Annotated in this window: 24 protein-coding genes and 4 tRNA genes; 20 read left to right on the top strand and 8 right to left on the bottom strand. The window is 47.5% G+C overall.

Annotated elements, in window-relative coordinates; translation table 11 throughout:
- The first annotated feature begins 162 nt into the window (after nt 1-162).
- The 4 genes from silR to copM all read left to right on the top strand — a co-directional run bounded on the left by silR (nt 163) and on the right by copM (nt 3491).
- Nucleotides 163-843, top strand: coding sequence for a copper/silver response regulator transcription factor SilR (gene silR / locus BH712_RS13185; protein ID WP_000697968.1), 681 nt, complete (start codon nt 163-165; stop codon nt 841-843).
- Nucleotides 836-2317 (top strand): copper/silver sensor histidine kinase SilS, encoded by a 1482-nt coding sequence (silS, locus tag BH712_RS13180; protein WP_000555736.1) that lies wholly within the window; start codon nt 836-838, stop codon nt 2315-2317. The genes silR and silS overlap by 8 nt, the downstream gene beginning before the upstream one ends.
- A gap of 244 nt (nt 2318-2561) precedes the next feature.
- Nucleotides 2562-2993 (top strand): silver-binding protein SilE, encoded by a 432-nt coding sequence (gene silE, locus BH712_RS13175; RefSeq protein ID WP_000790485.1) that lies wholly within the window; start codon nt 2562-2564, stop codon nt 2991-2993.
- Nucleotides 2994-3140: 147 nt separating this feature from the next.
- Nucleotides 3141-3491: a CopM family metallochaperone gene (gene copM, locus BH712_RS13170; RefSeq protein WP_000647571.1), complete on the top strand. Its 351-nt coding sequence runs from the start codon at nt 3141-3143 to the stop codon at nt 3489-3491.
- A 168-nt stretch (nt 3492-3659) separates the two neighbouring features.
- Here copM and BH712_RS13165 read toward each other — a convergent pair whose 3' ends face one another.
- The 7 genes from BH712_RS13165 to BH712_RS13130 form a co-directional block, all read right to left on the bottom strand.
- On the bottom strand, nt 3660-5486 hold the full coding sequence (locus BH712_RS13165; protein ID WP_001239419.1) for an AAA family ATPase: 1827 nt from the start codon (nt 5484-5486) through the stop codon (nt 3660-3662).
- A 563-nt stretch (nt 5487-6049) separates the two neighbouring features.
- Entirely contained in the window at nt 6050-6349 is a 300-nt protein-coding gene (locus BH712_RS13155; RefSeq protein ID WP_001097216.1) for a helix-turn-helix domain-containing protein, read from the bottom strand.
- A 352-nt stretch (nt 6350-6701) separates the two neighbouring features.
- The gene (locus BH712_RS13150; RefSeq protein ID WP_000262423.1) at nt 6702-7628 is read right to left on the bottom strand and encodes a hypothetical protein; all 927 of its coding nucleotides are present in this window, start codon (nt 7626-7628) and stop codon (nt 6702-6704) included.
- Between the two features lie 11 nt (nt 7629-7639).
- Nucleotides 7640-9196: a TnsD family Tn7-like transposition protein gene (locus BH712_RS13145; RefSeq protein WP_006810538.1), complete on the bottom strand. Its 1557-nt coding sequence runs from the start codon at nt 9194-9196 to the stop codon at nt 7640-7642.
- 40 nt (nt 9197-9236) lie between these two features.
- Nucleotides 9237-10685: an ATP-binding protein gene (locus tag BH712_RS13140; RefSeq protein WP_001049180.1), complete on the bottom strand. Its 1449-nt coding sequence runs from the start codon at nt 10683-10685 to the stop codon at nt 9237-9239.
- Complete coding sequence (locus tag BH712_RS13135; protein ID WP_000351437.1) at nt 10685-12808, bottom strand: transposase; 2124 nt, start codon at nt 12806-12808, stop codon at nt 10685-10687. The genes BH712_RS13140 and BH712_RS13135 overlap by 1 nt, the downstream gene beginning before the upstream one ends.
- Nucleotides 12795-13637 (bottom strand): TnsA endonuclease N-terminal domain-containing protein, encoded by an 843-nt coding sequence (locus BH712_RS13130; RefSeq protein ID WP_000090707.1) that lies wholly within the window; start codon nt 13635-13637, stop codon nt 12795-12797. The genes BH712_RS13135 and BH712_RS13130 overlap by 14 nt, the downstream gene beginning before the upstream one ends.
- 618 nt (nt 13638-14255) lie before the next feature.
- On the opposite strand from BH712_RS13130, the gene dppA reads away from it, so the two are divergent.
- From dppA to dppF, 5 genes are all read left to right on the top strand, one after another.
- Complete coding sequence (gene dppA / locus BH712_RS13125; RefSeq protein WP_006177809.1) at nt 14256-15863, top strand: dipeptide ABC transporter periplasmic-binding protein DppA; 1608 nt, start codon at nt 14256-14258, stop codon at nt 15861-15863.
- Nucleotides 15864-16040: 177 nt separating this feature from the next.
- Nucleotides 16041-17060, top strand: coding sequence for a dipeptide ABC transporter permease DppB (gene dppB, locus BH712_RS13120; RefSeq protein WP_006810536.1), 1020 nt, complete (start codon nt 16041-16043; stop codon nt 17058-17060).
- Between the two features lie 9 nt (nt 17061-17069).
- On the top strand, nt 17070-17972 hold the full coding sequence (gene dppC, locus BH712_RS13115; protein ID WP_006810535.1) for a dipeptide ABC transporter permease DppC: 903 nt from the start codon (nt 17070-17072) through the stop codon (nt 17970-17972).
- Nucleotides 17973-17982: 10 nt separating this feature from the next.
- Nucleotides 17983-18966: a dipeptide ABC transporter ATP-binding protein gene (gene dppD, locus BH712_RS13110; protein WP_006810534.1), complete on the top strand. Its 984-nt coding sequence runs from the start codon at nt 17983-17985 to the stop codon at nt 18964-18966.
- Nucleotides 18963-19976 carry a dipeptide ABC transporter ATP-binding subunit DppF gene (gene dppF, locus BH712_RS13105; protein ID WP_006810533.1) on the top strand — a complete coding sequence of 338 codons (1014 nt, stop codon included), beginning with the start codon at nt 18963-18965 and terminating at the stop codon, nt 19974-19976. The genes dppD and dppF overlap by 4 nt, the downstream gene beginning before the upstream one ends.
- A 41-nt stretch (nt 19977-20017) precedes the next feature.
- Here the strand turns inward: dppF and coaA are convergent, their stop codons facing one another.
- Complete coding sequence (gene coaA, locus BH712_RS13100; RefSeq protein ID WP_032673708.1) at nt 20018-20968, bottom strand: type I pantothenate kinase; 951 nt, start codon at nt 20966-20968, stop codon at nt 20018-20020.
- Nucleotides 20969-21285: 317 nt separating this feature from the next.
- On the opposite strand from coaA, the gene BH712_RS13095 reads away from it, so the two are divergent.
- The 11 genes from BH712_RS13095 to rplL all read left to right on the top strand — a co-directional run bounded on the left by BH712_RS13095 (nt 21286) and on the right by rplL (nt 26701).
- A tRNA-Thr gene (locus BH712_RS13095) sits at nt 21286-21361 on the top strand.
- Nucleotides 21362-21369: 8 nt separating this feature from the next.
- Nucleotides 21370-21454 (top strand) — tRNA-Tyr (locus BH712_RS13090).
- Nucleotides 21455-21570: 116 nt separating this feature from the next.
- Nucleotides 21571-21645 (top strand) — tRNA-Gly (locus BH712_RS13085).
- 6 nt (nt 21646-21651) lie between these two features.
- Nucleotides 21652-21727 (top strand) — tRNA-Thr (locus tag BH712_RS13080).
- 119 nt (nt 21728-21846) lie between these two features.
- Nucleotides 21847-23031 carry an elongation factor Tu gene (tuf, locus tag BH712_RS13075; protein ID WP_023323999.1) on the top strand — a complete coding sequence of 395 codons (1185 nt, stop codon included), beginning with the start codon at nt 21847-21849 and terminating at the stop codon, nt 23029-23031.
- 227 nt (nt 23032-23258) lie between these two features.
- Nucleotides 23259-23642: a preprotein translocase subunit SecE gene (gene secE, locus BH712_RS13070; protein ID WP_003862342.1), complete on the top strand. Its 384-nt coding sequence runs from the start codon at nt 23259-23261 to the stop codon at nt 23640-23642.
- A gap of 1 nt (nt 23643) precedes the next feature.
- Complete coding sequence (gene nusG, locus BH712_RS13065; protein WP_003862341.1) at nt 23644-24189, top strand: transcription termination/antitermination protein NusG; 546 nt, start codon at nt 23644-23646, stop codon at nt 24187-24189.
- Between the two features lie 156 nt (nt 24190-24345).
- Nucleotides 24346-24774 (top strand): 50S ribosomal protein L11, encoded by a 429-nt coding sequence (gene rplK, locus BH712_RS13060; RefSeq protein ID WP_003862340.1) that lies wholly within the window; start codon nt 24346-24348, stop codon nt 24772-24774.
- 3 nt (nt 24775-24777) lie between these two features.
- On the top strand, nt 24778-25482 hold the full coding sequence (gene rplA, locus BH712_RS13055; RefSeq protein ID WP_006810530.1) for a 50S ribosomal protein L1: 705 nt from the start codon (nt 24778-24780) through the stop codon (nt 25480-25482).
- A gap of 289 nt (nt 25483-25771) precedes the next feature.
- The gene (gene rplJ / locus BH712_RS13045) at nt 25772-26269 is read left to right on the top strand and encodes a 50S ribosomal protein L10 (RefSeq protein WP_003862338.1); all 498 of its coding nucleotides are present in this window, start codon (nt 25772-25774) and stop codon (nt 26267-26269) included.
- Nucleotides 26270-26335: 66 nt separating this feature from the next.
- Nucleotides 26336-26701 carry a 50S ribosomal protein L7/L12 gene (gene rplL, locus BH712_RS13040; RefSeq protein WP_002445276.1) on the top strand — a complete coding sequence of 122 codons (366 nt, stop codon included), beginning with the start codon at nt 26336-26338 and terminating at the stop codon, nt 26699-26701.
- Nucleotides 26702-26796: the final 95 nt, after the last annotated feature.

Genomic DNA, 26796 nt, shown 5'->3' with positions numbered 1-26796 from the left:
AAATGGTTCAAATGAAGTCCAGAGTATTGATAGGGGTACTTTACCTAACGCTCTCTGTTTGCCGGGTGACAGGATAATGACAATGTTGTCATTTTTGCTGTAATCCGTTGATAACGATCGTGGGCGCAATAGAATGACATTAGCAGCCAGCCGGGGAGCAAGATGAAAATATTGATCGTCGAAGACGAAATTAAAACAGGTGAATATCTCAGCAAAGGGCTTACAGAGGCAGGGTTCGTAGTGGATCACGCTGATAATGGTCTTACCGGATATCATCTCGCCATGACAGCCGAGTATGATTTAGTCATTCTGGATATCATGCTACCTGATGTGAACGGCTGGGATATCATCCGCATGCTGCGCACTGCCGGAAAGGGTATGCCGGTCTTACTGCTGACAGCCCTCGGCACGATCGAACATAGGGTCAAAGGACTGGAACTGGGTGCGGACGATTATCTGGTTAAACCCTTTGCGTTTGCCGAACTGCTCGCCCGGGTGAGAACCCTTCTGAGGCGGGGAAACACGATGATCACGGAAAGCCAGTTTAAGGTGGCTGACCTCTCGATTGATCTCGTATCCAGAAAAGTCAGTCGCGCCGGAAACCGCATTGTGCTCACCAGTAAAGAGTTCAGCCTGCTGGAATTCTTCATTCGCCATCAGGGAGAGGTTCTTCCCCGCTCCCTGATTGCCTCTCAGGTCTGGGACATGAATTTTGACAGCGACACTAATGCGATCGATGTCGCAGTAAAGCGACTCCGCGCTAAAATAGACAACGATTACGAGACAAAGCTGATCCAGACAGTCCGGGGCGTGGGCTACATGCTGGAGGTCCCGGATGCATAGCAAACCTTCCAGACGCCCTTTCTCACTCGCTCTGCGGCTGACCTTTTTTATCAGCCTGTCCACGATACTGGCTTTTATCGCATTCACCTGGTTTATGCTGCATTCTGTTGAAAATCATTTTGCCGAGCAGGATGTCAGCGATCTTCAACAAATCAGCACCACACTGAACCGTATACTGCAGTCCCCGGTGGATCCGGATGATAAAAAAATAAGCAAAATAAAGGAATCAATTGCCAGCTACCGCAACGTTGCCCTTTTGCTCCTCAATCCCAGGGGGGAAGTGCTCTTTAGCTCAGCTCAGGGGGCGGCACTACGCCCGGCAGTGAATTCAGCAGATTTTAGCGAGCACAGCCGCGCACGGGATGTCTTTCTCTGGACGGTGGAGGATCCTGCGGGACCGATGGATACCGGGTCCGAAATGAAGATGGAAACATACAGGATTATCGCCTCCTCTGGTCAGGCGATATTTCAGGGCAAACAGCAGAACTATGTCATGCTGACTGGCCTATCCATTAATTTCCATCTCCATTACCTCGATGCGCTGAAAAAGAACCTGATTGCGATTGCCGTCGTGATAAGCCTGTTGATTGTTCTGATCATTCGAATCGCTGTCCGTCAGGGGCACCTGCCCCTTCGTAATGTCAGCAATGCCATTAAAAACATCACCTCCGAGAATCTTGATGCGCGACTGGAACCGACACGCGTTCCCATTGAGCTGGAGCAACTGGTTATCTCGTTCAATCATATGATTGGAAAGATTGAGGATGTCTTTACCCGCCAGGCCAATTTCTCTGCCGATATCGCGCATGAGATCAGAACGCCCATCACCAATCTGGTGACGCAGACTGAAATCGCACTGAGTCAGGATCGAACACAGAGGGAACTTGAGGATGTCCTCTATTCCAGTCTTGAAGAGTATAACCGGATGACCAAAATGGTCAGCGATATGCTGTTCCTGGCACAGGCAGATAATAATCAGCTGATACCTGACAGGGTCATGTTTGACCTCAGAGCGGAAGTCATGAAAGTCTTCGAGTTTTTCGAAGCCTGGGCCGAAGAACGCAATATCACGCTCAAATTTAACGGGATGCCCTGCCTGGTTGAGGGAGATCCACAAATGTTCAGAAGGGCGATCAATAATCTGTTATCCAATGCCCTGCGTTATACCCCGGAGGGACAGGCAATCACCGTCTCAATAAGAGAGCAGGAGAGCTTTTTTGACCTTGTGATTGAAAATCCGGGGAAACCAATCCCTGAAGAGCATTTATCAAGGTTGTTTGACCGTTTTTATCGGGTGGATCCGTCCAGACAACGAAAAGGAGAAGGCAGCGGCATCGGCCTTGCGATTGTGAAGTCAATCGTGGAAGCACATCACGGAAGAGTGCAGGTGGAATCGGACGTACACTCAACGCGTTTTATCTTATCCGTGCCCAGACTGGAGAAAATGATTCCGGACACCCAGTGCTGGGAATAAAGATTTAAATGACAAAGATGTCATTAGCCTGTCATGCAGCAAACAGAAGCCATTCGATATAATTAGTGCAACTTATCAGGAAGGCTGGATTGCTTTATCAATATCCGGCGTCAGTGGACGCCAGGAAATGAATATCCAGTCCCCTCCCGGAGAAATAAACACTTCCGAACCTGTTTCAGTTATGGAACTGAAAACACCGGTTGTACTCCCCCGGACATCACTAATTAAGAAATGGAGAGTTATCATGAAAAATATCGTATTAGCATCCTTGCTGGGCTTTGGCTTAATTTCTTCGGCCTGGGCCACTGAAACCGTGAATATCCATGAGCGGGTCAACAATGCACAGGCACCTGCTCACCAGATGCAGTCTGCTGCGGCTCCTGTCGGGATCCAGGGGACTGCACCTCGTATGGCCGGTATGGACCAGCATGAACAGGCCATTATTGCTCATGAAACCATGACGAACGGGTCGGCGGATGCGCACCAGAAAATGGTGGAAAGTCATCAGAGGATGATGGGAAGTCAGACCGTTTCCCCTACCGGGCCGTCGAAGTCATTAGCGGCAATGAATGAGCATGAAAGAGCTGCAGTTGCCCATGAATTTATGAATAACGGTCAGTCTGGCCCACATCAGGCCATGGCCGAAGCGCATCGTCGCATGCTCAGTGCAGGCTGACGGCGAGGGAAGTATCTGTGCTGTCCTTATTTCCTTGATAGATTTTTCCGTAACCGGATATATGGCAACATCTTTGCCCCCTACAGGGGGCATTTTTATCAGATTCTGCTACAGTTAACGGGCATCAACGCTAAAAGGATATTTTTTATGAAAGCCAGAAACACTTTATTTGCAGTATTAATGTTATCCCTGCCAGCGATTTCAGCAGAACATTCAGAAATGAAAATGACTGATATGTCTACCTCGGCTTCGTCACAGGAATATATGGCTGGCATGAAAGACATGCATGACAAAATGATGGCTGCCGTAAATGAGTCCGATCCCGACAAGGCTTTTGCGAAAGGCATGGTAGCGCACCATGAAGGGGCAATAGCAATGGCTGAGACCGAGCTCAAATACGGAAAAGATCCGAAAATGAGAAAGCTCGCGCAGGACATCATTAAAGCTCAAAAAGGTGAAATTGAGCAGATGAATAAATGGCTTGATAGTCAAAAGTAAACATTGTAGAAATGTCACGACAAGCGTGATTTTACATCGTTCCTGGGCGCGGGAGTCGGTTAATCTTTATATAATTCAAACCCGATTAATTTCGGGTTTTTACTACTCTGTACTCCGGTCCTTTGTTGAGGACCGGAATATATGCACCTGAGATGCTTATTTAATACATTATCTCGTCATGGATACAATGTCGCTCAGGATCTCAACCAGCTCGCTTCTCTCCTGCGTTCCGTCATGATAGGTTGATCTTGAGATGATTCTTTCTGATGTCATCTGAGGCCAGAATTTATCTAGTACATTATCGGGTTTCATTCCCACAGCCCGGCCGATTATTTTTTTAGCGTCACAGGTGTCCGTAAACGTGACGGCTACACCAGTAATTTCCTCGATAAGATCCGGGCACAGATAGTTTTCTATCTCACGTTTGCGCGTAGCGAAAAATACCTTACCGGCCTCCTCTACTTCTTTTTTACGCTTCTGGATGGACAGAACCTGTGCAGGGTCTCCCCCAATATCGGAGTCCAGAAATACGCACCAGGGAAGCCCCAGATCTTTGGCCAGATTCAATGTAACCCAGTGTTTGACGCTACCACACCCTCCTATGAGGACTGGCACTATTTTCACGTCCTCCAGAGAGGCTGGCAGCGCACCTGACTGTTTTAATGAACTGGCCGCATGCCTCAGGAAAGTAACATCCGACTTTCCCTCTACCAGAACAATCCCCTGCGCCCTTTCCATACCGGTCTCTGGCAGCACCCCCAGGCTTTCAGTGGCTTCCTTCAGCACTGCGTCATCCGGCATTTTTACTACGGGTTCACCCGCCTCATTTCGGGTAACATAACGTACGCCTTCGACAGGGATTAATCCGGCCAGCGCCGGGACATGGGTGGTGACGATAATCTGACGGTGCGGCTGGCCTGCCAGTGCCAGTAACGCTTTCATCAGCATCATCTGATAGTTCGGATGCTGTGACGTTTCAGGCTCCTCTATGGCATAAATCACATTTCTGGGCGTCCCCGCGACATTCTTTTCAGCCTCAGCCCGAAAAAAATTCAACAGGATAAGCCTCCTTATCCCGCTGCCGCGCTTATTGATGGGGATGCCATTTTCCCCGTCCAGGGTGAAATTGAAGGTCCACTTGGGTTTCTCCTTAAATCGTGGAGTCAGTTCACTGGCGAGTTCGGGGGCCATTTCACGTAATTTATCCAGCGTTCTCTGTGCGACATCCAGGACGCTGTCCTGAATCTCATTTTCCAGCGCTGTAATTTTGTCCTGCAGCGCAGCCTGAGCGTCTTTTACGGCCTGCTGTAAGGGGTTTTTAGCTTCGGAATCCCCGTCGCTGCTTTCCCTGTCGGCTTTGAAAATCGCATACGTGGGCAGCAAATCGAGGATCTTACCCCATAATGATTTTGTGTCGGTTCCGAACTCTTTATCGACATCCAGCATAATTTCCGAACAGGTATAGGGGGCTGCGGCTTCCCTGATGGCCTGACGCCATAACGATGCAGTGCGTTTATCCGCCACATTTTTTTCAACTTCTTTTCCCACCGCCTTGAGCTCAGAAATTTTCATGCCCAGTAAATTTCTCAGGGGCTCCTCATCCGGGTGGATGCAGCGGATGCAGGTCTGCTCCGGTTTTCCTGAGGTCGTTGCTTTAAACGTTTTGACGATTTCAAAATTGCCGTCCTCATTCAGCAGATGTTCTGAGGCGAGCGTGGTCTGCACCCTGTCGTCGATCATGATAAAATCGGGCAGGTCATCAAATTCACAGGCTATTTCAAAACGGCCGTCCCCTTCTCTTAGGCTGAAACAGTTCATGTCATTCTTGTCAGCCTTCATTCCTTCTGTTTCAAAAAAAATAGCCAGCGCTTCCAGAAGCGTTGATTTCCCAAAGTCATTACGACCGACAATACCCGTCATGCTTTCATCAATAATGATTTCAGTAGAGTTTCTGTAGCCTCTGAAGTTTTTCAGTTTTAATTTTCTGAGCCGCATATGAAGTCCTGTGTGTAAGAAAGCGTTTTGCTGCAACCTGAATACAAAATATATTTTCAAATGCCTGCCAACAAGCAGGGATAACCGTTATTCAGAATATCTTAACGACATTTCGGGATTATGATCTGGTCGCGCTTTCAGAACTTTACTGCCCCTCAAAACACCGGAAACTAACTTGTGGTTGGTTACATGGCAAAGTTAAAACTCCAGAATCACGGGTAATGATTTCAATGCTTATTATATTTTTTGGAATTGACTCATGAGCTTTATAATTTAAATGATAATAATAACCATTCTTTTATGCGTAATATTTGCTACTGACACTGATGAATTTAAAAGAAGATAGATTTTCATTTACGGATTATTTCCTAAATTCATCGATAATGTGATCGACATAAAATTTTCACTGAAGAATGAAGAGATAATTTAAGGCCGAGCGAAATAGCTCAAAATGGTGTATTTAACATAACAGAAGAAATGAAAGGCTCTATCGCAACCTGATACTTCAGGCCGCTAAGGGGTTAATCTTGTTGAAGAAAAATTAGACCGGGAAGCGCCAGGCGTCACCATTTCTCCCGCCTGGCTGGAAGTGAAGAATAATTGTGCATAGCTCCGTATTCGGGCTTTGCATCTGACAATGGTTCCCTGGATGAAAGTACGATCTCCACTCCAAGGACGCTGAACACCCTAAACAAACGCTCAAAACCCGCACTTGCAGGGTTGGCCTCTAGTCGGGCATAAGTTTGCTGTGTTATACCCAAACGTTCAGAAACATCTTTTTGCGTCAGTCCATTGGCTTTGCGAAAGCCGATTAAAACAGGACGTAACTGATTCAAAGTCTTCAAAGCGTATTGAGTGTTCATAAGTGACCTTCCGTATCGACGAGTTAACAAGCATAACGCAGGGATTTACAGCATATAGGCTGTAATGCTCATTAACAGACTATAGGCTGTAATACGAATCCTGCCAAGATGCGGCATCTTTCAAATACAAGGCCGTATTGGGTAAGCAGTACACCGTTATATAGCACCCCTTGCCCCTTTGCTGGAGAGGGACCCACGTGATCGCAGGTCTTTTAGACGTTGTTGCTAACCGGCATCATACACAGGTGGTAACCCCCAGGGAAACTCTATGAGTGATAATTTATTCCTGCCCCAGTCAAAATATAAAACCTTATCTAACTAGCTTTCTTAGTATTTTATAAATGAAGTGAAATTAGCGAAGAAGTTTTACATTGTAAAGTGAGCAAAAATATTTACCATTCAACTGGCAAAATTTACAATCTGCAGCCCTTAGCCTGAGAAAATGCACATTAACAGAATAATCATCAAGTCCGATAGAGGCATAACTTACGTCCTCAAAAATATCAGAAATAAATGAGTTGAAATTACAAAAATTAACTTCACTTAACATCTTGAACACCGCAGAAATATATCTATCATGCATTATCTTGACTTCGATAACCTTAGATAAACTTGAATGCGACTTACATTTGAAGAGATCAAAGAGAAAGTAAATCAGCATATTTTTATTGTCCGAAATCCATTTTAAAATTTTATTACGTGCACATGGTAATATATACACTGGATTTTTGAAAGGGTTTGAAACGTCAACCACAAGGGAACAATAACCATGAGGATTTATTCCACTTATAATTAAGTCACTAAGTCCTTTCACTGCATTCAAATAGTTATCAAAACAAACCTCATATAAACTGGTACTATGAACTGCACATTTAGATTCAAACAACCATCTATGACGCAGATAACCAATGCCTTTAGAGTGTATATCTTCAACAATACATTTGTGACAGTAACGAATGTTTGAGATGTTTACCAATGGATATGAATTAGTTATGTGAAAATTTTTCCGACAGGCATCTTCAACAGCGTTAAAATACCCGTAAACACCAGAAGATAACGACACTATATTGGAAGTTAGTATATAACCATTTCTAGTGGCAAGAATGTCATATATATCCTGCAAGCTATGCAATTTGTACATATCAATCAGTTCGAAACGAGGAAAGGCATCGTACCTTAGTGCGCCATGCTTTGATATTATGTTCCTGCAATTGGATAAGTTATACATTATCTGTGAACGCAGAAGAAAACTGTGCCACAATTCATTTTCGTAAACCATATAACTCCCTCTTATTTAATTAGTTCCATTTTTCTGAGAAGTATCATTGTCATTGGTAGTTTATCTCTGTATTTCAAAAGCCAGCCATGCCCTCCCAGTAAAGCATCTAGACTTGTAAGTGACATCGAGTACTGCCCCTGAGATAAAACATCATTTATTAATGATGATGAGATAATATCTCTCTCGCTCCAGTCTACTCTTTTATTTTTATAGCATCGTATTGTTTTAGGAAGACAGGAATTAAGCCAGTCACATTCATGTTTATTTAGCCAATAGAAACTTGCATAACAACTTTCTTTGACTAACTTTCGTGTTATAGAAACGGATTGATTATGTATAAATCTTAATATTTTCTGCTTATGACGCCGTCTTAAAGAATCTTTTTTACATTTTTTACGCCATGAGCATAAACCGTAACAAGATGAAATTACAGAGGATACAGCTCCTTCCGATAATGAGTTTTTCTCAGCTATGGATGCCAGACTAAACCCCCTTACAGCCATAGACTTGATAAGCAATTCAGTGAATATATTAATTTTTGTGTTTCGCTTAAACGCCCTCAGGTATTTTTTATAAATAAGTGTTTTAATGTAACATCTGCTGCGACTAAATTCCTTCCCAAGGTTGCTAACACTAGTATTATTTTCAACTATATGAAAACTGTATTTCTTATGACTTTTAAAGATTTCTTTCTTTTTATTAGTACGACTTCCTGCATACGTTGGCCAGCAAGTATTTAACAAACAATAACAAAGCAAAAGATGCTTTGTGGGATGCTGACAACATTTGTCTTTGAGTATAGGCTCCCAGTAATGATAATCAGTTAGGGATGTTGGTATAAGTCCCGATGAACCCTCCCCAAATAACTGGCACTTAGCATAAACATGTGCGTAGAATACATTTTTCTTTAAATTTCCATCCAATGATAATAAATTCAACTTTTTAAGTACATCCATGTAATTGGGGTGTGTAATATCTTTTCTTCTGATTATATTTAGGGACTTATAACAAAACTTAGCAAAATCGAAGTCTATCTCATTGCTAAGTTGTTCTGTATACGAAACAGGAGGCATCAGTCCAATACGTATGTGCGGTGAAGAAGGGACATGGATGCTTTCAAGCGCTACCGGATGCCGATGGCAGGTTGTAACCCCATGAAGCTGATGCGCCAGATGCCAATAAGTAACACCATAATGAAAAGTATCTTCACGAGCGCAAACCGGGCAAAACTTCAATAGTGTGCGCTGCCCTAGTGAAAAATTACTAAGGCGGCACAATCGATTAAGCCTGGCAGGGGTCGTGTTGAAATCCATAATTTCATTACGACTGATTGGTAGTGCCCAGGCAAAAAGAGGGAGTAAAGTCTGTTCATGCCAGAGCTGATCTGCCCTTTCGGATGTATGAAGAGAAATAGCCTTTAATCCTGAATTGAGAATTGGATGGACGTTCATATCAGGTTTGTTGAAAATGATCGTTAACAGAGAAGATGGGGACATACCGTACACGGTAGTTGTCCGACAAAACCGGCTGAACAAGGATTCATCAGGCAAAACAGGCAACATTCTCATTTCCCACACCTCTCTTTGACCGTTACGAACTGTTACCTCATTACAATTTATTAAGTGGATCTATATTTATAAGCCCGCAACGCTGAAGAGCATCGTAGGTATTTTTCTTTTCAGCTGTTCTGTTGATAACAAGATCGTGGTCAAGAGACAGTATTTTCTCGTCGAAATTGCGCAAAACCTCGTCTATTTTTCCTACGAATTCCTTGTGCTGTGGCCTGTCTATATCCCCAGGGATCAAAGACTTTAGGGACTTCTCTGCCATGATTTTAGCCGAAGCATCACCCTCATTAGATGCAGAGAGCCATTTAGCTTCCTCATCTTCAGTCGCGGCCCCCGGGAGTGGAGTATCCTTATATTCCTCCGTATGACTCACGAGTACCGGTACAGAGGCCGACAAGACTGCGCCAGTGATGATTTCATTGCCGCTACCGATAACCTTTAATTGTGCCCCCCGATAAATCATCTGAGCCAATCCAATATTGCCTTTAGATAAAATGAATAATTTTTCGTTTAACTCATCATTTAATGGAGTTTCAACATTTGTCCATTGTAATGGCCATAAATAATGAATAAACGATTGCCAGTCTTGTGAATCGTATCTAACATTCTTAATTTTCATGTAACCACCAGACTCTGCCCGCCTGGCAATTCTCATTTTCTTTGTCAGCGTCTCGTCAAAAGGATGATTTCCACAAAAAACCATAGATACCCCCATGGAATCTACAATTTCATGTAAAAAATCAATCAACTTACTCTCACCCCCGGTTCTTGAAAATTTAAGCCTCTGCATTTCATCAATAACAAGGATACCCAAAAATGATGATTTAATTCTTTGTGCAATCTGGCGAGCCAGAGCACCATTTCTAATCTCAGGTGTAGTTCGTTCAATACCAATTGCATCATCTAATTTTTGTAAAATCTCTTCACAAAGGTCTCTCACACTTGAATTGTATGGACAATTAATCTTTACCCATACAATTTGCTTACTGAAGCCGGGAAAAACTCCTTTATAGCTGCTGTGTTCTATAATCTGAGGGAAATGATCCATGACTTGCTCAATCATGGTAGTTTTTCCAGAACCACTCATTCCAACTATCGTAATAGTTTCAGCCTGGGATTTAAAATATCCACTTTCTGGCTCAATATCAGGACGCTCATTTCCATAGTAATGAAGATATTGAATTGTTCCGCTTTTTAAAGGATTACGAGCTGCATAGCTTTCCCTAAGTGCCCGTAAGATCATCTTATAAGCCTGGATAAGATTGGTTTGAGGGCAACGGAATTTCTTTATACGTTCGACATACTGCTCTCTAACATTCGCCGGGGCAGTCCAGCGGATTTTTTCGTCAATTTCGGGGAAATAACTCATTTCCAGAAGTACTTCATCTTCCGTAAGCGCTTCAGGAAGTGCTTCAATTAAGGGATTGCCACGATACTCAGGTAACTCCTGTTCTTTATATATCGCTGAAACGCGCCGTATAAGATTCATTATTCTGCGTCCTCAGTCTTCTTCTTACCTTTTAACCATCTTTGTTTCTCCTCCCGGCCAGGCAAAAGCAGAACATTACTGGATGAAGGAAGTAGGGGTTCAGATCTTCCATTAGCAACATGAGTTCGCCCTAATGAATCAAGTTCATTTTTCCTGTTCTTTTTAATATCTTTACCATGTACCCGGCGAGATTCGTATATTTCATTTAATCTTTCGTTACCTTTCCTGTTAAATTCATCTTTATTATTGATATTGCTGAGCGAATCCAGAGTAAATAAATTAATTTCTTTTTGAGTATCTACCCAATCAGCCATTACATCTGTATCAAGATGAGCTTTCCCTTTAAATACATCTCTTTTCTTAAGTAGGTAATGTTTTTTGAAAATGCTATTTTTGTCAAATCTTACATATATATAATCTACGCAATTGTCATCTATTCTTGCTTCACAAGTGGTTCTTCCAAATACTCTGACACCTGATGCAATTTCAGGATCACATTCATAAAAAAGATTATTGTACTGAATCCCACCGGCGGTAATGTTAGCGTTCACAGGGATTAACAATCGTGCGATCACTTCGTCGGCCCCAACGGCTCTTGCGCTGAATCTCCCGTGCTTTAAGCTTATCATCCAACTATTTTTTGGTGATATTACGAGATCATTTTCAATCAGTAAGGGATTGATATAAGCCAGTTCCTCATACGTTCTCTGATTATGTGCAAGTATCTCCCGAATCAGTAAAGACGTGACCTCCTGAATCGTTAAACAAGCCCTGGATTGCGGTGTTGGCTCTCCTTTAACAATCTTTCCCCTTCGTGTTGTTCCAATAAGCCTATGAATAACCTCATCATTCAGAATGCCGAAACAGCGTTCAACAATGCTTTTTCTGTCGCCTCTACCGACTGGCGCAAACTCAAGTTTTGTCAGGGGGGTCATCTCTTCCTGAGGTTTAAGACCAATCATCTCCCCGTTGTCACACATCAATGTTAATGGAATGTGAGAACAAGGCCAATCATCATCAGTAATAGAGATTCCAAATAATCTACAATATTCTTTTTTTGGCATAAAGCAATTTGCTAACGCTTGTCGGGCGGCTCGCCATGAAGCATGGTATAAAGAAACATGAAGGCCAACAATCATTCTTGTTGCACGATCCACCACTGTATAAATAGTAGGACGCCCAATGACTTTTCGTCTGTTTAAACTCGAAATAAGATGTACATCAGCGACAGTTGAGTCTATTTCGAAAACATCACCCGGCAAAACAGTTGTATTAGCCACACTACCTAAAAGCGCCCGCATTTTGAGGTCTATTTCTTTTTTCGTGTTCTTCTTATTTATCGAGAAATCTTTAGTGAAGAGTTTTTTATTCCAGTATGAAAATTGTTTTAAAGAAGGAACATATGGAGCTCTATTTTCTAGGTTTGCTGTTTTAATTTCATCCCTAAAATACAAATCAATATGTCTCTCTAATGTTTTCTTTATCGTATCTCCGTTAACTTTATAATGATACGTAATGAGAGATTTTCTAATATTATTTATATCTCTTTCATTAAGAATGAAAACACGTGATCGTTCATTAGGTAATGCTCTGTTTTTTTTGGAATTCCCAAGTTTAATTTCATGTTTGATTCTACTTTTCCCAGCGGCGCCACAGTTCGAGAATGCGGGTAGCAATGCATAAATATCCTGCCCATGTCGCCAATACAACGCCAGAAGCGTTCTGATAGTATATTGTGATATTTTTTTATTTCTTGAGTAATCCATTAAAAGGTGCGACTTTTTATGTAATGCATAGTCGAACAGAAACATTCTGTCATCTACAAGATCTTTAATGATATTGTAATTTTCATCTCGCCTTCCTCTGTCTTTATCTGTTAATTCTTTCTCATCTACTAACATATATGAAGGATATATATAATCTTTACAAGTTATGCTATTTGATTCAATATAATATTTAAACATTGAAAATGAGAAAGGGATTGGCTTACCCGTTCTTTCTGATTTTATTTTAAACAAAATTAACAAATCGACCTTTCTGTCAAAATCCAAAACACGGTAAAGTCCCTCTGCAAGCAAATCAGTGCCTTGAGAGAGCCAGACTGAATTCCTAATAATATCCATTTGCGTTCAGTCCTATATAGTGGTCATTGGAAATTATCTTTATCAGACCGGTTTCGAGTATTGGATATGATAAATCAACATTTATCATTTTTAATCCAATCATTGCCTGCAATAACATCATCGCTTCTTGTGCATCTACCCCAAAGATTGATGAAATCATTGCACGTAGTCCTACTATGGGATAAACATCTGGTTTAAGCTTCCATAGGATTTTATCAAGAGGATATTTATCATAAAATTCAGAACCATCTCTTAATACAGAAGTAGCCCAGCAAATGTTTTTACCGACGACGTTATTGAGTTCCGAGCCAACATAAATTTGAAACTCAACATCAATCAACTGCCAAAACATCCTCTCTATTTCAAGTTTTTGGGCTTCGCGTTCAGGTATGCTCTCGTTATGTTTTACTGCTATAGCTTTGTATCGAAGTCCGCCTTCAGGAGTTCTCAAGGTCAGTAAAAAATCGGTTGTCATAACATTCAGAACTTCGACAGGTACTCCTCTTACTCCCCTCACCATAGGATGTTGAAAATGTAGATGATTTGCTATTTGTTGGGTAAGCCGGAGAGGAAAGAGTGGGAATTGTTCCCGGATATCAATCACCGAGTCATTAAACTCAGCCAGATAGAAAAAGTTACTTTCGACAGAAGAAAGGAGATGATGGTTTCGAAACGTCTTAAGGCCAAAGACTATCGAACGGTTTCCACGGGATTTAACGTCCTGAGCTCTAAGCCAGGGCTGATAACTTTGGCCATAGCCCACTCCTATGCCGTCACCTAGCGCATTTTCATAATCCAAATAGGATTTGAGACGCCTACCCCTAGCCATGATCGTACCCTAAAAACGACATTGATACGTACCTATATGTGCATTTTATAGTCTCCAACCCTATAACCACACATTCAGTAAGTATACAACATTAGCGTCGTTTTTTGAGAATGGTTACAACTTTAGTGCTTTGTGTACAACTTTATTGTCCTCGGACAGTTGCTTATGGATAACCTCAGCATTTTTCGCTGTGCGTTTTAACGTTCGCGGTATTTAGTGCTCAGATAATCACCATTCTGTAAGAAAGTTTACCCATTCTGAATAAAACTTAATCACTGAGTGTTGCGAAATATGAAGATAATTGTGCTGCATCATGGCGAGTAGCATAAATTTCTCTGCTGAAAACTTACGGTCAGGGTTTTTTTAATCTTTGTTTGCGGTTTCTCACACTCCACGTAAATCCCCGCCACCTGTATTGACGTTTTCACATTCTGTTGACAGATTGTAGGGCACGAGGGGCATTTCAGGGAGGATCTGCGCTGCAACTCAAACGCTCTTCTGAAAGGATTCTCTATCCCTTTTAACGCCTTCGGGCATCACCGACCGGACCGGGTAAAAAATAAATAAAGGTCAGGCGGCGTAACACAACAAAGCAAAACATCACATTGGAGCACAATAATGAGTATTTCCTTGAAGAAGTCAGGGATGCTGAAGCTTGGTCTGAGCCTGGTGGCCATGACCGTCGCAGCAAGCGTACAGGCAAAAACCCTGGTTTACTGTTCTGAAGGCTCTCCGGAAGGCTTTAACCCACAGCTCTTTACCTCTGGTACGACTTACGACGCAAGCTCTGTACCGATCTATAACCGTCTGGTTGAATTTAAAACCGGCACCACGGAAGTGATTCCTGGCCTGGCTGAGAAGTGGGACGTCAGCGAAGACGGTAAAACCTATACCTTCCACCTGCGCCAGGGCGTGAAGTGGCAGGACAGCAAAGAATTTAAACCTACGCGCGACTTTAATGCCGACGACGTCGTGTTCTCCTTCGACCGTCAGAAAAATGCCCAGAACCCGTACCATAAAGTGTCTGGCGGCAGCTATGAATACTTCGAAGGAATGGGTCTGCCAGACCTGATCGCTGAAGTGAAAAAAGTGGACGATAAAACCGTTCAGTTCGTGCTGACGCGTCCGGAAGCGCCATTCCTGGCTGACCTGGCGATGGACTTTGCCTCTATTCTCTCGAAAGAGTACGCGGACAACATGCTGAAAGCCGGTACGCCGGAAAAAGTGGACCTGAACCCAATCGGTACCGGCCCGTTCCAGCTGCTTCAGTACCAGAAAGATTCACGTATTCTGTATAAAGCCTTCCCGGGCTACTGGGGCACCAAGCCGCAGATCGACCGCCTGGTCTTCTCCATCACGCCTGACGCCTCCGTGCGTTACGCAAAATTGCAGAAAAACGAATGTCAGGTGATGCCGTATCCAAACCCGGCTGACATCGCGCGCATGAAGCAGGACAAAAATATCAACCTGCTGGAGCAGGCGGGCCTGAACGTGGGTTATCTCTCCTTCAACACTGAGAAGAAACCGTTCGATGACGTGAAAGTGCGTCAGGCGCTGACCTACGCGGTGAACAAAGAAGCGATCATCAAAGCCGTTTACCAGGGCGCAGGCGTTGCGGCCAAGAACCTGATCCCACCAACCATGTGGGGCTATAACGACGACATCAAGGACTACACCTACGATCCTGAGAAAGCGAAAGCGCTGCTGAAAGAAGCCGGTCAGGATAAAGGCTTCACCGTTGAGCTGTGGGCGATGCCGGTACAGCGTCCTTACAACCCGAACGCACGTCGTATGGCGGAAATGGTTCAGGCTGACTGGGCGAAGATTGGCGTACAGGCCAAGATTGTGACCTACGAGTGGGGCGAGTACCTGAAGCGCGCCAAAGCAGGTGAACACCAGGCTGTCATGATGGGCTGGACCGGCGACAACGGGGATCCGGACAACTTCTTCGCAACCCTGTTCAGCTGTGCGGCAGCGAAAGACGGTTCCAACTACTCTCGCTGGTGCTACAAACCGTTTGAAGACCTGATCCAGCCGGCGCGTGCGACCGACGATCACAACAAACGTATCGAACTGTACAAGCAAGCGCAGGTTGTTATGCACGATCAGGCTCCGGCATTGATTGTTGCTCACTCCACCGTGTACGAGCCAGTGCGTAAAGAAGTGAAGGGCTACGTGGTTGATCCACTGGGCAAACACCACTTCGAAAACGTGTCTGTTGAATAATTAAAAGCAACGCCAGGCGGCGCTGCGCTTGCACTGGCCTACGGTATGTAGGCCGGGTAAGCGTCGCGCCACCCGGCAGCAGTGCTTTATTCCCACTCTGAAAGGGGAGGGAATAAGATTTGTGAGCAATACAGACGTCACGCTACAAGGCGTGCGTCATCAGAGAGAATCCGGGTTATGTTGCAGTTCATCCTCCGACGTCTGGGACTGGTTATCCCGACGTTTATCGGTATCACCCTTCTCACTTTTGCCTTCGTCCATATGATCCCGGGTGACCCGGTGATGATTATGGCGGGCGAGCGTGGTATCTCCCCTGAACGTCATGCGCAACTGCTGGCTGAACTCGGCCTTGATAAGCCGATGTGGCAGCAGTACCTCCACTATATCTGGGGCGTGTTACACGGCGATTTAGGGATTTCATTGAAAAGCCGTCTTCCGGTGTGGGACGAGTTTGTACCGCGTTTTAAAGCGACACTGGAACTCGGTATCTGCGCCATGATCTTCGCGACTGCGGTGGGTATTCCCGTTGGCGTACTGGCTGCCGTTAAGCGTGGCTCTATTTTCGACCACACCGCCGTTGGCCTGGCACTGACCGGCTACTCCATGCCTATCTTCTGGTGGGGCATGATGCTGATCATGCTGGTCTCGGTACAGTGGAACCTGACGCCGGTTTCCGGTCGCGTCAGCGATATGGTCTTCCTTGACGACACCAACCCGTTAACCGGCTTTATGCTGATTGATACGGCGATCTGGGGCGAAGAGGGTAACTTCATTGATGCGGTTGCGCACATGATCCTGCCTGCAATGGTGCTGGGCACCATCCCTCTGGCGGTGATCGTGCGTATGACCCGTTCTTCCATGCTGGAAGTGCTGGGCGAAGATTATATTCGGACTGCCCGGGCCAAAGGCCTGACCCGTATGCGCGTCATCATCATTCATGCCCTGCGTAACGCCATGCTGCCGGTGGTGACTGTTATCGGTTTGCAGGTAGGTACGCTGCTGGCGGGGGCGATCCTGACCGAAACCATCTTCTCCTGGCCGGGGCTTGGACGCTGGCTGATTGATGCGCTGCAACGCCGTGACTATCCGGTGGTGCAGGGTGGTGTACTGCTGGTCGCGACGATGATTATCCTCGTCAACCTGCTGGTCGATTTGCTGTACGGCGTGGTGAACCCGCGTATTCGTCACAAGAAGTAAGGGGCCATCATGTCACAAGTTACTCAAAATAAAGTGGTTACCGCACCGGTGCCAATGACGCCGATGCAGGAGTTCTGGCACTACTTCAAGCGCAACAAAGGCGCGGTCGTCGGGCTGGTGTATGTTTCCATCATGATCCTGATTGCGGTGTTTGCGAACGTCCTCGCGCCGTATAACCCGGCGGATCAGTTCCGCGACGCGCTGCTGGCACCTCCTGCATGGCAGGATGGCGGAAGCCTGACGCATCTGCTGGGCACCGATGACGTGGGCCGCGATGTGCTGTCGCGCCTGATGTATGGCGCACGCCTGTCGCTGCTGGTTGGCTGCCTCGTTGTCGTTCTGTCGCTGATCATGGGGATCGTACTCGGCCTCGTGGCGGGCTACTTCGGCGGCATCGTTGATAACATCATCATGCGCGTTGTCGACATTATGCTGGCATTGCCAAGCCTGCTGCTGGCACTGGTGCTGGTGGCGATCTTTGGCCCGTCGATTGGTAACGCCGCGCTTGCGCTGACGTTTGTTGCGCTACCGCACTACGTGCGTCTGACCCGTGCGGCGGTGCTGGTGGAAGTTAACCGCGATTACGTTACCGCCTCGCGCGTGGCGGGTGCCGGTGCGATGCGTCAGATGTTTATCAATATCTTCCCAAACTGCCTTGCGCCGCTGATTGTTCAGGCGTCGCTCGGTTTCTCTAACGCCATTCTCGATATGGCCGCTCTTGGCTTCCTTGGCATGGGTGCGCAGCCGCCAACACCGGAGTGGGGCACCATGCTCTCCGACGTGTTGCAGTTCGCACAAAGCGCCTGGTGGGTCGTCACCTTCCCGGGTCTGGCGATTCTGCTGACGGTGCTGGCATTTAACCTGATGGGTGATGGTCTGCGTGATGCACTTGATCCCAAACTGAAGCAGTAAGAGGCACGAGATGGCGTTATTAAATGTAGATAAATTATCCGTGCACTTCGGTGACGTTGGCACTGAGTTTCGCGCCGTGGACCGCATTAGCTACAGCGTAAATCAGGGTGAAGTGGTCGGGATTGTAGGTGAGTCTGGCTCCGGTAAGTCAGTGAGTTCGCTGGCGATTATGGGGCTAATTGACTACCCGGGCCGCGTGATGGCTGAAAACCTGGAGTTTAACGGCCAGGATCTGAAGCGCATTTCCGAAAAACAGCGCCGCCAGCTGGTGGGCGCGGAAGTGGCGATGATCTTCCAGGACCCTATGACCAGCCTGAACCCGTGCTACACCGTCGGTTTCCAGATTATGGAAGCCATTAAGGTGCATCAGGGCGGCAACAAGAAAACCCGTCGCCAGCGTGCTATCGATTTGCTGACGCAGGTGGGTATTCCCGATCCGGCGTCGCGTCTGGATGTATACCCGCATCAGCTTTCCGGCGGGATGAGCCAGCGCGTGATGATCGCGATGGCGATTGCCTGTCGACCAAAACTGCTGATTGCGGATGAACCAACTACCGCACTGGACGTGACCATCCAGGCGCAAATCATCGAGCTGCTGCTGGAATTGCAGCAGAAAGAGAACATGGCGCTGGTGCTGATTACGCATGACCTGGCGCTGGTGGCGGAAGCGGCACACAAAATCATCGTGATGTACGCGGGCCAGGTGGTGGAAACCGGAAGCTCGCACGATATCTTCCGTGCACCGCGTCATCCGTATACGCAGGCGTTGCTGCGTGCGCTGCCGGAGTTTGCCCAGGACAAAGCGCGTCTGGCATCGCTGCCGGGCGTGGTTCCGGGTAAATATGACCGTCCGCAGGGCTGTCTGCTCAATCCGCGCTGTCCGTATGCTACGGATAAGTGCCGCGCAGAAGAGCCAGAGCTGAACCAGCTTGCTGACGGTCGTCAGTCTAAATGCCACTATCCACTCGATGATGCCGGGAGGCCAACACTATGAGTACGCACCAGGCCACCACGCAACAACCGCTGTTGCAGGCTATCGACCTGAAAAAACATTACCCGGTGAAGAAGGGGATCTTTGCCCCTGAGCGCCTGGTGAAAGCGCTGGACGGCGTCTCCTTCAGCCTTGAACGCGGTAAAACGCTGGCAGTCGTCGGGGAGTCGGGCTGTGGAAAATCCACGCTGGGCCGTCTGCTGACGATGATTGAAACGCCAACCGGCGGCGAGCTTTACTATCAGGGCCAGGACCTGCTCAAGCACGATCCGCAGGCGCAGAAGCTGCGTCGTCAGAAAATCCAGATCGTGTTCCAGAATCCGTACGGCTCTCTGAATCCGCGGAAGAAAGTCGGACAAATTCTGGAAGAGCCGCTGCTGATTAACAGCAGTCTGAGCAAAGAGCAGCGTCGTGAAAAAGCGCTGGCGATGATGGCGAAGGTGGGGCTTAAAACCGAGCATTACGATCGCTACCCGCATATGTTCTCTGGCGGTCAGCGGCAGCGTATTGCCATCGCCCGTGGGCTGATGCTTGACCCGGACGTGGTGATTGCCGATGAGCCGGTCTCAGCGCTCGATGTGTCCGTTCGTGCGCAGGTGCTCAACCTGATGATGGATTTACAGCAGGATCTGGGGCTGTCGTACGTTTTCATCTCCCACGATCTGTCCGTGGTCGAGCACATTGCCGATGAGGTGATGGTGATGTATCTGGGACGCTGCGTGGAGAAGGGGACGAAAGATCAGATCTTTACTAACCCGCGTCATCCGTATACGCAGGCGCTACTGTCTGCGACGCCGCGGCTTAACCCGGATGACCGTCGTGAGCGCATTAAGCTGACCGGCGAATTGCCAAGCCCGCTTAACCCGCCGCCGGGATGTGCGTTCAACGCCCGCTGCCGTCGGCGCTTCGGCCCGTGCACGCAGTTGCAGCCACAGCTGAAGGATTATGGTGGACAGCTGGTGGCCTGCTTCGCAGTCGATCAGGATGAAAACGGCGAAAAGCCGCATGCATAAAGAAAAAACCGGCGATAAGCCGGTTTTTTTACGTCTGAGGTCTACTTCCGTAAACGAATCTGGTCGACGGCGTGTTTCTCACTCTTGGTGAGGATCAGGCTTGCGCGTTCGCGCGTCGGCAGGATGTTCTCTTTGAGGTTGACGTAGTTGATCTCATTCCACAGCCCGGTCGCCACGTTAATAGCCTCTTCTTCAGAGAGCTGGGCGTAGTTGTGGAAGTAGGAATCCGGGTCGGTGAACGCCCCTTCGCGGAACTTCAGGAAGCGGTTGATATACCAGCGTTGCAGCAGATCTTCCGGCGCATCGACATAAATTGAGAAATCGACGAAGTCAGAGACAAACACATGATGCGGGTCGTGAGGGTAATCCATCCCGCTTTGCAGGACGTTTAACCCTTCCAGAATCAGGATGTCGGGCTGCACAACCGTTTTGTCGCCATCCGGGATGCGGTCATAGATCAGATGCGAGTAGACCGGTGCGGTAACGTGAGGCACGCCTGATTTTAAATCAGAGACAAACTTTACCAGGCGGTGCATATCATAAGAGAGCGGGAAGCCTTTCTTTTTCATCAGGCCGCGTTCTTTTAACACCTCGTTGGGATGCAGGAAGCCGTCGGTGGTGATCAACTCCACGCTGCGGTGTTCCGGCCAGCGGCTCAGCAGCGCCTGTAGCACGCGCGCGGTGGTACTTTTACCCACTGCCACGCTGCCCGCAATACTGATGATATAAGGAATACGTTGACCGTTCGTGCCGAGGAACTGTTCCAGTACGGCCTGACGACGCAAGTTGGAGCTGATATAGAAGTTAAGCAAGCGAGAGAGGGGGAGATAGATTTCTGCCACCTCTTCCAGGGAGAGATCTTCGTTTATCCCTTTTAGCCTTGCGATTTCACCTTCCGTCAGTGTCATAGGGACGGAGTCACGCAGGGCTGCCCACTGGCTACGGTTAAACTGAAGATAGGGCGTCATTAACGTTTGCTCTTTTTTGCTCATAAGCATGCTTCTGTGAACCATCACGAAACGGCGGGTGCGGGCTCATCACATAGTTAATTTTGGACAATGGGCAGGAGGTTAACACCAGATGAGAGGAATAATAAGAAAAAATATGGGAAAGCGATGCTTAACCGGGCAGGCATCACCTGGGGCTATAGCGTGCCGATATCAGGCGTTCATGTTGAATTTTTAATCGCGAGCGGATGAATTTACAGCGGTTAACCCTGGTTTCGAATAAAATGTGAGCGAAAGAACGTTTTATGCAATTTTTTAGTTGCATGACTGCGCAGGTCTCCATAGAATGCGCGCTACTTGATGCCGACTTAGCTCAGTAGGTAGAGCAACTGACTTGTAATCAGTAGGTCACCAGTTCGATTCCGGTAGTCGGCACCATCAAGTCCGGTGGGGTTCCCGAGCGGCCAAAGGGAGCAGACTGTAAATCTGCCGTCACAGACTTCGAAGGTTCGAATCCTTCCCCCACCACCACTTTCTGGCAGCGTCAACGCCGCCGGAGCTGGTTGGAAAAATTGACCAGCTCGAACAGAAAAGAGAGAAATCTCTTTTTTTGTTACAGAAAGAACTGGGTAGCCGAGTTTCAGGATGCGGGCATCGTATAATGGCTATTACCTCAGCCTTCCAAGCTGATGATGCGGGTTCGATTCCCGCTGCCCGCTCCAATACGTGCTGATATGGCTCAGTTGGTAGAGCGCACCCTTGGTAAGGGTGAGGTCCCCAGTTCGACTCTGGGTATCAGCACCACTTCACTTCTCCCTCCCATTTCTCTCTGTTTCAATGTAAATGTATTCAACAGTTCAGGCATTTTCGCCTGGTTGATGTGGTGATATCACCGATTTATCCGTGTCTTAGAGGGACAATCGATGTCTAAAGAAAAGTTTGAACGTACAAAACCGCACGTTAACGTCGGTACTATCGGCCACGTTGACCATGGTAAAACAACGCTGACCGCTGCAATCACTACCGTACTGGCTAAAACCTACGGCGGTGCTGCTCGTGCTTTCGACCAGATCGATAACGCACCAGAAGAAAAAGCTCGTGGTATCACCATCAACACCTCTCACGTTGAGTATGACACCCCGACTCGCCACTACGCACACGTAGACTGCCCAGGCCACGCCGACTATGTTAAAAACATGATCACCGGTGCTGCGCAGATGGACGGCGCGATCCTGGTTGTTGCTGCGACTGACGGCCCAATGCCTCAGACCCGTGAGCACATCCTGCTGGGTCGTCAGGTAGGCGTTCCTTACATCATCGTGTTCCTGAACAAATGCGACATGGTTGATGACGAAGAGCTGCTGGAACTGGTAGAGATGGAAGTTCGTGAACTGCTGTCTCAGTACGATTTCCCAGGCGACGACACCCCAATCGTTCGTGGTTCCGCGCTGAAAGCGCTGGAAGGCGACGCAGAGTGGGAAGCGAAAATCATCGAGCTGGCTGGCTTCCTGGATTCTTACATCCCAGAACCAGAGCGTGCGATTGACAAGCCATTCCTGCTGCCAATCGAAGACGTATTCTCCATCTCCGGTCGTGGTACCGTTGTTACCGGTCGTGTTGAGCGCGGTATCATCAAAGTAGGTGAAGAAGTTGAAATCGTTGGTATCAAAGAGACTGCGAAGTCTACCTGTACTGGCGTTGAAATGTTCCGCAAACTGCTGGACGAAGGCCGTGCTGGTGAGAACGTTGGTGTTCTGCTGCGTGGTATCAAACGTGAAGAAATCGAACGTGGTCAGGTTCTGGCGAAGCCAGGCTCAATCAAGCCACACACCAAGTTCGAATCTGAAGTGTACATTCTGTCCAAAGACGAAGGCGGCCGTCATACTCCGTTCTTCAAAGGCTACCGTCCACAGTTCTACTTCCGTACAACTGACGTGACCGGTACCATCGAACTGCCAGAAGGCGTAGAGATGGTAATGCCAGGCGACAACATCAAGATGGTTGTGACGCTGATCCACCCAATCGCGATGGACGACGGTCTGCGTTTCGCAATCCGTGAAGGCGGCCGTACCGTTGGCGCGGGCGTTGTTGCTAAAGTTCTCGGCTAATCGCTGATAACATTTGACGCAATGCGCAATAAAAGGGCATCATTTGATGCCCTTTTTGCACGCTTTCACATCAGAACCTGGCTCATCAGTGATTAATTTTGTCATAATCATTGCTGAGACAGGCTCTGCGGAGAGCGTATAATACGAAAAGCGAATAGCATTTCGATTGGTTTGCCTCGCACTCGCGGGGTGAAAATGTTTGTAGAATACTTCTGACAGGTTGGTTTATGAGTGCGAATACCGAAGCTCAAGGGAGCGGGCGCGGCCTGGAAGCGATGAAATGGGTAGTTGTAGCCGTGCTGCTGATTGTGGCGATTGTCGGCAACTATCTTTATCGTGACATGATGCTGCCGCTACGCGCGCTTGCAGTGGTAATTCTGATTGCTGCGGCGGGTGGTGTCGCGCTGTTGACGACGAAAGGCAAAGCGACCGTTGCGTTTGCCCGCGAAGCGCGTACCGAAGTCCGCAAGGTCATTTGGCCGACTCGCCAGGAAACATTGCACACCACGCTGATTGTAGCGGCGGTTACCGCTGTAATGTCACTGATCCTGTGGGGACTGGATGGTATTCTGGTTCGCCTGGTATCCTTTATCACTGGCCTGAGGTTCTGAGATGTCTGAAGCCCCTAAAAAGCGCTGGTACGTCGTTCAGGCGTTTTCCGGTTTTGAAGGCCGCGTAGCTACGTCGCTGCGTGAGCATATCAAATTACACAATATGGAAGAGTTGTTTGGCGAAGTTATGGTTCCGACCGAAGAAGTGGTTGAGATCCGTGGCGGCCAACGTCGCAAAAGCGAGCGTAAATTCTTCCCGGGTTACGTGCTGGTTCAGATGGTGATGAACGACGCGAGCTGGCACCTGGTGCGCAGCGTACCACGCGTGATGGGCTTTATCGGCGGCACATCCGATCGTCCGGCGCCAATCAGCGACAAAGAAGTTGATGCGATTATGAACCGCCTCCAGCAGGTTGGTGATAAACCGCGTCCGAAAACGCTGTTTGAACCGGGTGAGATGGTTCGTGTTAATGACGGTCCGTTTGCTGACTTTAATGGCGTCGTCGAAGAAGTGGACTACGAGAAGTCCCGCCTGAAAGTTTCCGTTTCTATCTTTGGTCGTGCGACCCCGGTAGAGCTGGACTTTGCTCAGGTCGAAAAAGCCTAAGCAGCGATCAAAAAAGCGACGATTTAATCGTTGCACAGGGCGCGAGATTGGAATACAATTTCGCGCCTTTTGTTTTTATGGGTCCCGACCCGTAAAACGAATTTTATTCACGGGGAGCCTCTCCGAGGCGTTATTACCCAATCAGAGGATTTTAGAATGGCTAAGAAAGTACAAGCCTACGTCAAGCTGCAAGTTGCAGCAGGTATGGCGAACCCAAGTCCACCAGTTGGTCCAGCTCTGGGTCAGCAGGGTGTGAACATCATGGAATTCTGTAAAGCGTTTAACGCCAAAACCGAATCCATGGAAAAAGGTCTGCCAATCCCAGTTGTAATCACTGTTTACGCTGACCGTTCTTTCACTTTCGTTACCAAAACCCCTCCAGCAGCAGTTCTGCTGAAGAAAGCAGCGGGCATCAAGTCTGGTTCCGGTAAGCCGAACAAAGACAAAGTGGGTAAAATTTCCCGCGCTCAGTTGCAGGAAATCGCGCAGACCAAAGCTGCCGACATGACTGGTTCCGACATTGAAGCGATGACTCGCTCCATCGAAGGTACTGCACGTTCCATGGGCCTGGTAGTGGAGGACTAAGAAATGGCTAAACTGACCAAGCGCATGTCCGTGATCCGTGACAAAGTTGATGCGACCAAACAGTACGACATCAACGAAGCTATCGCTCTGCTGAAAGAACTGGCAACTGCTAAGTTCGTTGAAAGCGTTGACGTTGCCGTTAACCTGGGCATCGACGCTCGTAAATCCGATCAGAACGTTCGTGGCGCAACTGTACTGCCACACGGTACTGGCCGTTCCGTACGCGTAGCTGTATTTGCTCAGGGTGCAAACGCTGAAGCTGCTAAAGCTGCCGGCGCTGAACTGGTAGGTATGGAAGATCTGGCTGATCAGATCAAGAAAGGCGAAATGAACTTTGACGTTGTTATTGCTTCACCAGATGCAATGCGCGTTGTTGGCCAGCTGGGCCAGGTTCTGGGTCCACGCGGCCTGATGCCAAACCCGAAAGTGGGTACTGTAACCCCTAACGTTGCTGAAGCGGTTAAGAACGCTAAAGCAGGTCAGGTTCGTTATCGTAACGACAAAAACGGCATCATCCACACCACCATCGGTAAAGTGGACTTTGACGCTGACAAACTGAAAGAAAACCTGGAAGCTCTGCTGGTTGCGCTGAAAAAAGCTAAACCAACTCAGGCGAAAGGCGTTTACATCAAGAAAGTTAGCATCTCCACCACCATGGGTGCAGGTGTTGCAGTTGACCAGGCTGGCCTGAGCGCTGCTGCAAACTAATGCCTTTACGTGGGCGGTGATTTTGTCTACAATCTTACCCCCACGTTTGCTAACAAAAGTTAGCGGCTAAAAGAATTGTTCGTTGGAGCCTGGCCTATCCAGGCCTCCGTCGAAGACCGCAGGTGTTTCGCAAGAAACTTAATCCCCTGCGTAGACGGTGACAGAACGCTAAGATTATTTTAAATACTCTGGCTTGTTTCTGCTCACCGTATTAAGACGCTCTTCCCGTTGGGTCGAGTGAAGTGAGTTCCGGAACATGAGTTCCGGCAAACATCCAGGAGCAAAGCTAATGGCTTTAAATCTTCAAGACAAACAAGCGATTGTTGCTGAAGTCAGCGAAGTAGCCAAAGGCGCGCTGTCTGCAGTAGTTGCGGATTCCCGTGGCGTTACTGTAGACAAAATGACTGAACTGCGTAAAGCAGGTCGTGAAGCTGGCGTATACATGCGTGTTGTTCGTAACACCCTGCTGCGTCGCGTAGTTGAAGGTACTCAGTTCGAGTGCCTGAAAGACACGTTTGTTGGTCCGACCCTGATTGCATACTCTATGGAACACCCGGGCGCTGCTGCTCGTCTGTTCAAAGAGTTCGCGAAAGCGAATGCAAAATTTGAGGTCAAAGCTGCAGCCTTTGAAGGTGAGTTGATCCCGGCATCGCAAATCGATCGCCTGGCAACCCTGCCGACCTACGAAGAAGCAATTGCACGCCTGATGGCAACCATGAAAGAAGCTGCGGCTGGCAAACTGGTTCGCACTCTGGCTGCTGTACGCGATGCGAAAGAAGCTGCTTAATCGCAGTTATCTTTATAAAGCATTTGCTTACGTATAAACTTATTCTGATTTTCAGGAACAATTTAAATGTCTATCACTAAAGATCAAATCATTGAAGCAGTAGCAGCTATGTCCGTAATGGACGTTGTAGAGCTGGTTTCTGCAATGGAAGAAAAATTCGGTGTTTCTGCTGCTGCTGCTGTAGCTGTAGCTGCGGGCCCGGCTGAAGCTGCTGAAGAAAAAACTGAATTCGACGTAATTCTGAAAGCTGCTGGCGCGAACAAAGTTGCTGTAATCAAAGCAGTACGTGGCGCAACTGGCCTGGGTCTGAAAGAAGCGAAAGACCTGGTAGAATCTGCTCCAGCTGCGCTGAAAGAAGGCGTGAGCAAAGACGACGCAGAAGCACTGAAAAAATCTCTGGAAGAAGCTGGCGCTGAAGTTGAAGTTAAATAAGCCAACTTTTCTGGTTGCAGCCTAAGCAATTAGGCTGATGGCTGGTGACTTTTTAGTCACCAGCCTTTTTGCGCTGTAAGGCATCAGCAGCATTT

The organism is Enterobacter hormaechei ATCC 49162, from assembly GCF_001875655.1.
Classification (GTDB): Bacteria; Pseudomonadota; Gammaproteobacteria; order Enterobacterales; family Enterobacteriaceae; genus Enterobacter; species Enterobacter hormaechei.
Note: the sequence above shows the minus strand (reverse complement) of the source record. Positions and strands in the feature narration are given on the sequence as shown.

Coding starts and splice junctions, on each gene's coding strand:
- silR (WP_000697968.1), top strand. CDS start 163: ATGAAAATATTGATCGTCGAAGACGAAATTAAAACAGGTGAATATCTC.
- dppB (WP_006810536.1), top strand. CDS start 16,041: ATGTTGCAGTTCATCCTCCGACGTCTGGGACTGGTTATCCCGACGTTT.
- BH712_RS13135 (WP_000351437.1), bottom strand. CDS start 12,808: ATGGATATTATTAGGAATTCAGTCTGGCTCTCTCAAGGCACTGATTTG.
- tuf (WP_023323999.1), top strand. CDS start 21,847: ATGTCTAAAGAAAAGTTTGAACGTACAAAACCGCACGTTAACGTCGGT.
- BH712_RS13145 (WP_006810538.1), bottom strand. CDS start 9,196: ATGAGAATGTTGCCTGTTTTGCCTGATGAATCCTTGTTCAGCCGGTTT.
- BH712_RS13140 (WP_001049180.1), bottom strand. CDS start 10,685: ATGAATCTTATACGGCGCGTTTCAGCGATATATAAAGAACAGGAGTTA.
- BH712_RS13130 (WP_000090707.1), bottom strand. CDS start 13,637: ATGGCTAGGGGTAGGCGTCTCAAATCCTATTTGGATTATGAAAATGCG.
- rplA (WP_006810530.1), top strand. CDS start 24,778: ATGGCTAAACTGACCAAGCGCATGTCCGTGATCCGTGACAAAGTTGAT.
- silE (WP_000790485.1), top strand. CDS start 2,562: ATGAAAAATATCGTATTAGCATCCTTGCTGGGCTTTGGCTTAATTTCT.
- nusG (WP_003862341.1), top strand. CDS start 23,644: ATGTCTGAAGCCCCTAAAAAGCGCTGGTACGTCGTTCAGGCGTTTTCC.
- rplL (WP_002445276.1), top strand. CDS start 26,336: ATGTCTATCACTAAAGATCAAATCATTGAAGCAGTAGCAGCTATGTCC.
- BH712_RS13165 (WP_001239419.1), bottom strand. CDS start 5,486: ATGCGGCTCAGAAAATTAAAACTGAAAAACTTCAGAGGCTACAGAAAC.
- dppA (WP_006177809.1), top strand. CDS start 14,256: ATGAGTATTTCCTTGAAGAAGTCAGGGATGCTGAAGCTTGGTCTGAGC.
- rplJ (WP_003862338.1), top strand. CDS start 25,772: ATGGCTTTAAATCTTCAAGACAAACAAGCGATTGTTGCTGAAGTCAGC.
- coaA (WP_032673708.1), bottom strand. CDS start 20,968: ATGAGCAAAAAAGAGCAAACGTTAATGACGCCCTATCTTCAGTTTAAC.
- secE (WP_003862342.1), top strand. CDS start 23,259: ATGAGTGCGAATACCGAAGCTCAAGGGAGCGGGCGCGGCCTGGAAGCG.
- BH712_RS13150 (WP_000262423.1), bottom strand. CDS start 7,628: ATGGTTTACGAAAATGAATTGTGGCACAGTTTTCTTCTGCGTTCACAG.
- silS (WP_000555736.1), top strand. CDS start 836: ATGCATAGCAAACCTTCCAGACGCCCTTTCTCACTCGCTCTGCGGCTG.
- BH712_RS13155 (WP_001097216.1), bottom strand. CDS start 6,349: ATGAACACTCAATACGCTTTGAAGACTTTGAATCAGTTACGTCCTGTT.
- dppD (WP_006810534.1), top strand. CDS start 17,983: ATGGCGTTATTAAATGTAGATAAATTATCCGTGCACTTCGGTGACGTT.
- dppC (WP_006810535.1), top strand. CDS start 17,070: ATGTCACAAGTTACTCAAAATAAAGTGGTTACCGCACCGGTGCCAATG.
- rplK (WP_003862340.1), top strand. CDS start 24,346: ATGGCTAAGAAAGTACAAGCCTACGTCAAGCTGCAAGTTGCAGCAGGT.
- dppF (WP_006810533.1), top strand. CDS start 18,963: ATGAGTACGCACCAGGCCACCACGCAACAACCGCTGTTGCAGGCTATC.
- copM (WP_000647571.1), top strand. CDS start 3,141: ATGAAAGCCAGAAACACTTTATTTGCAGTATTAATGTTATCCCTGCCA.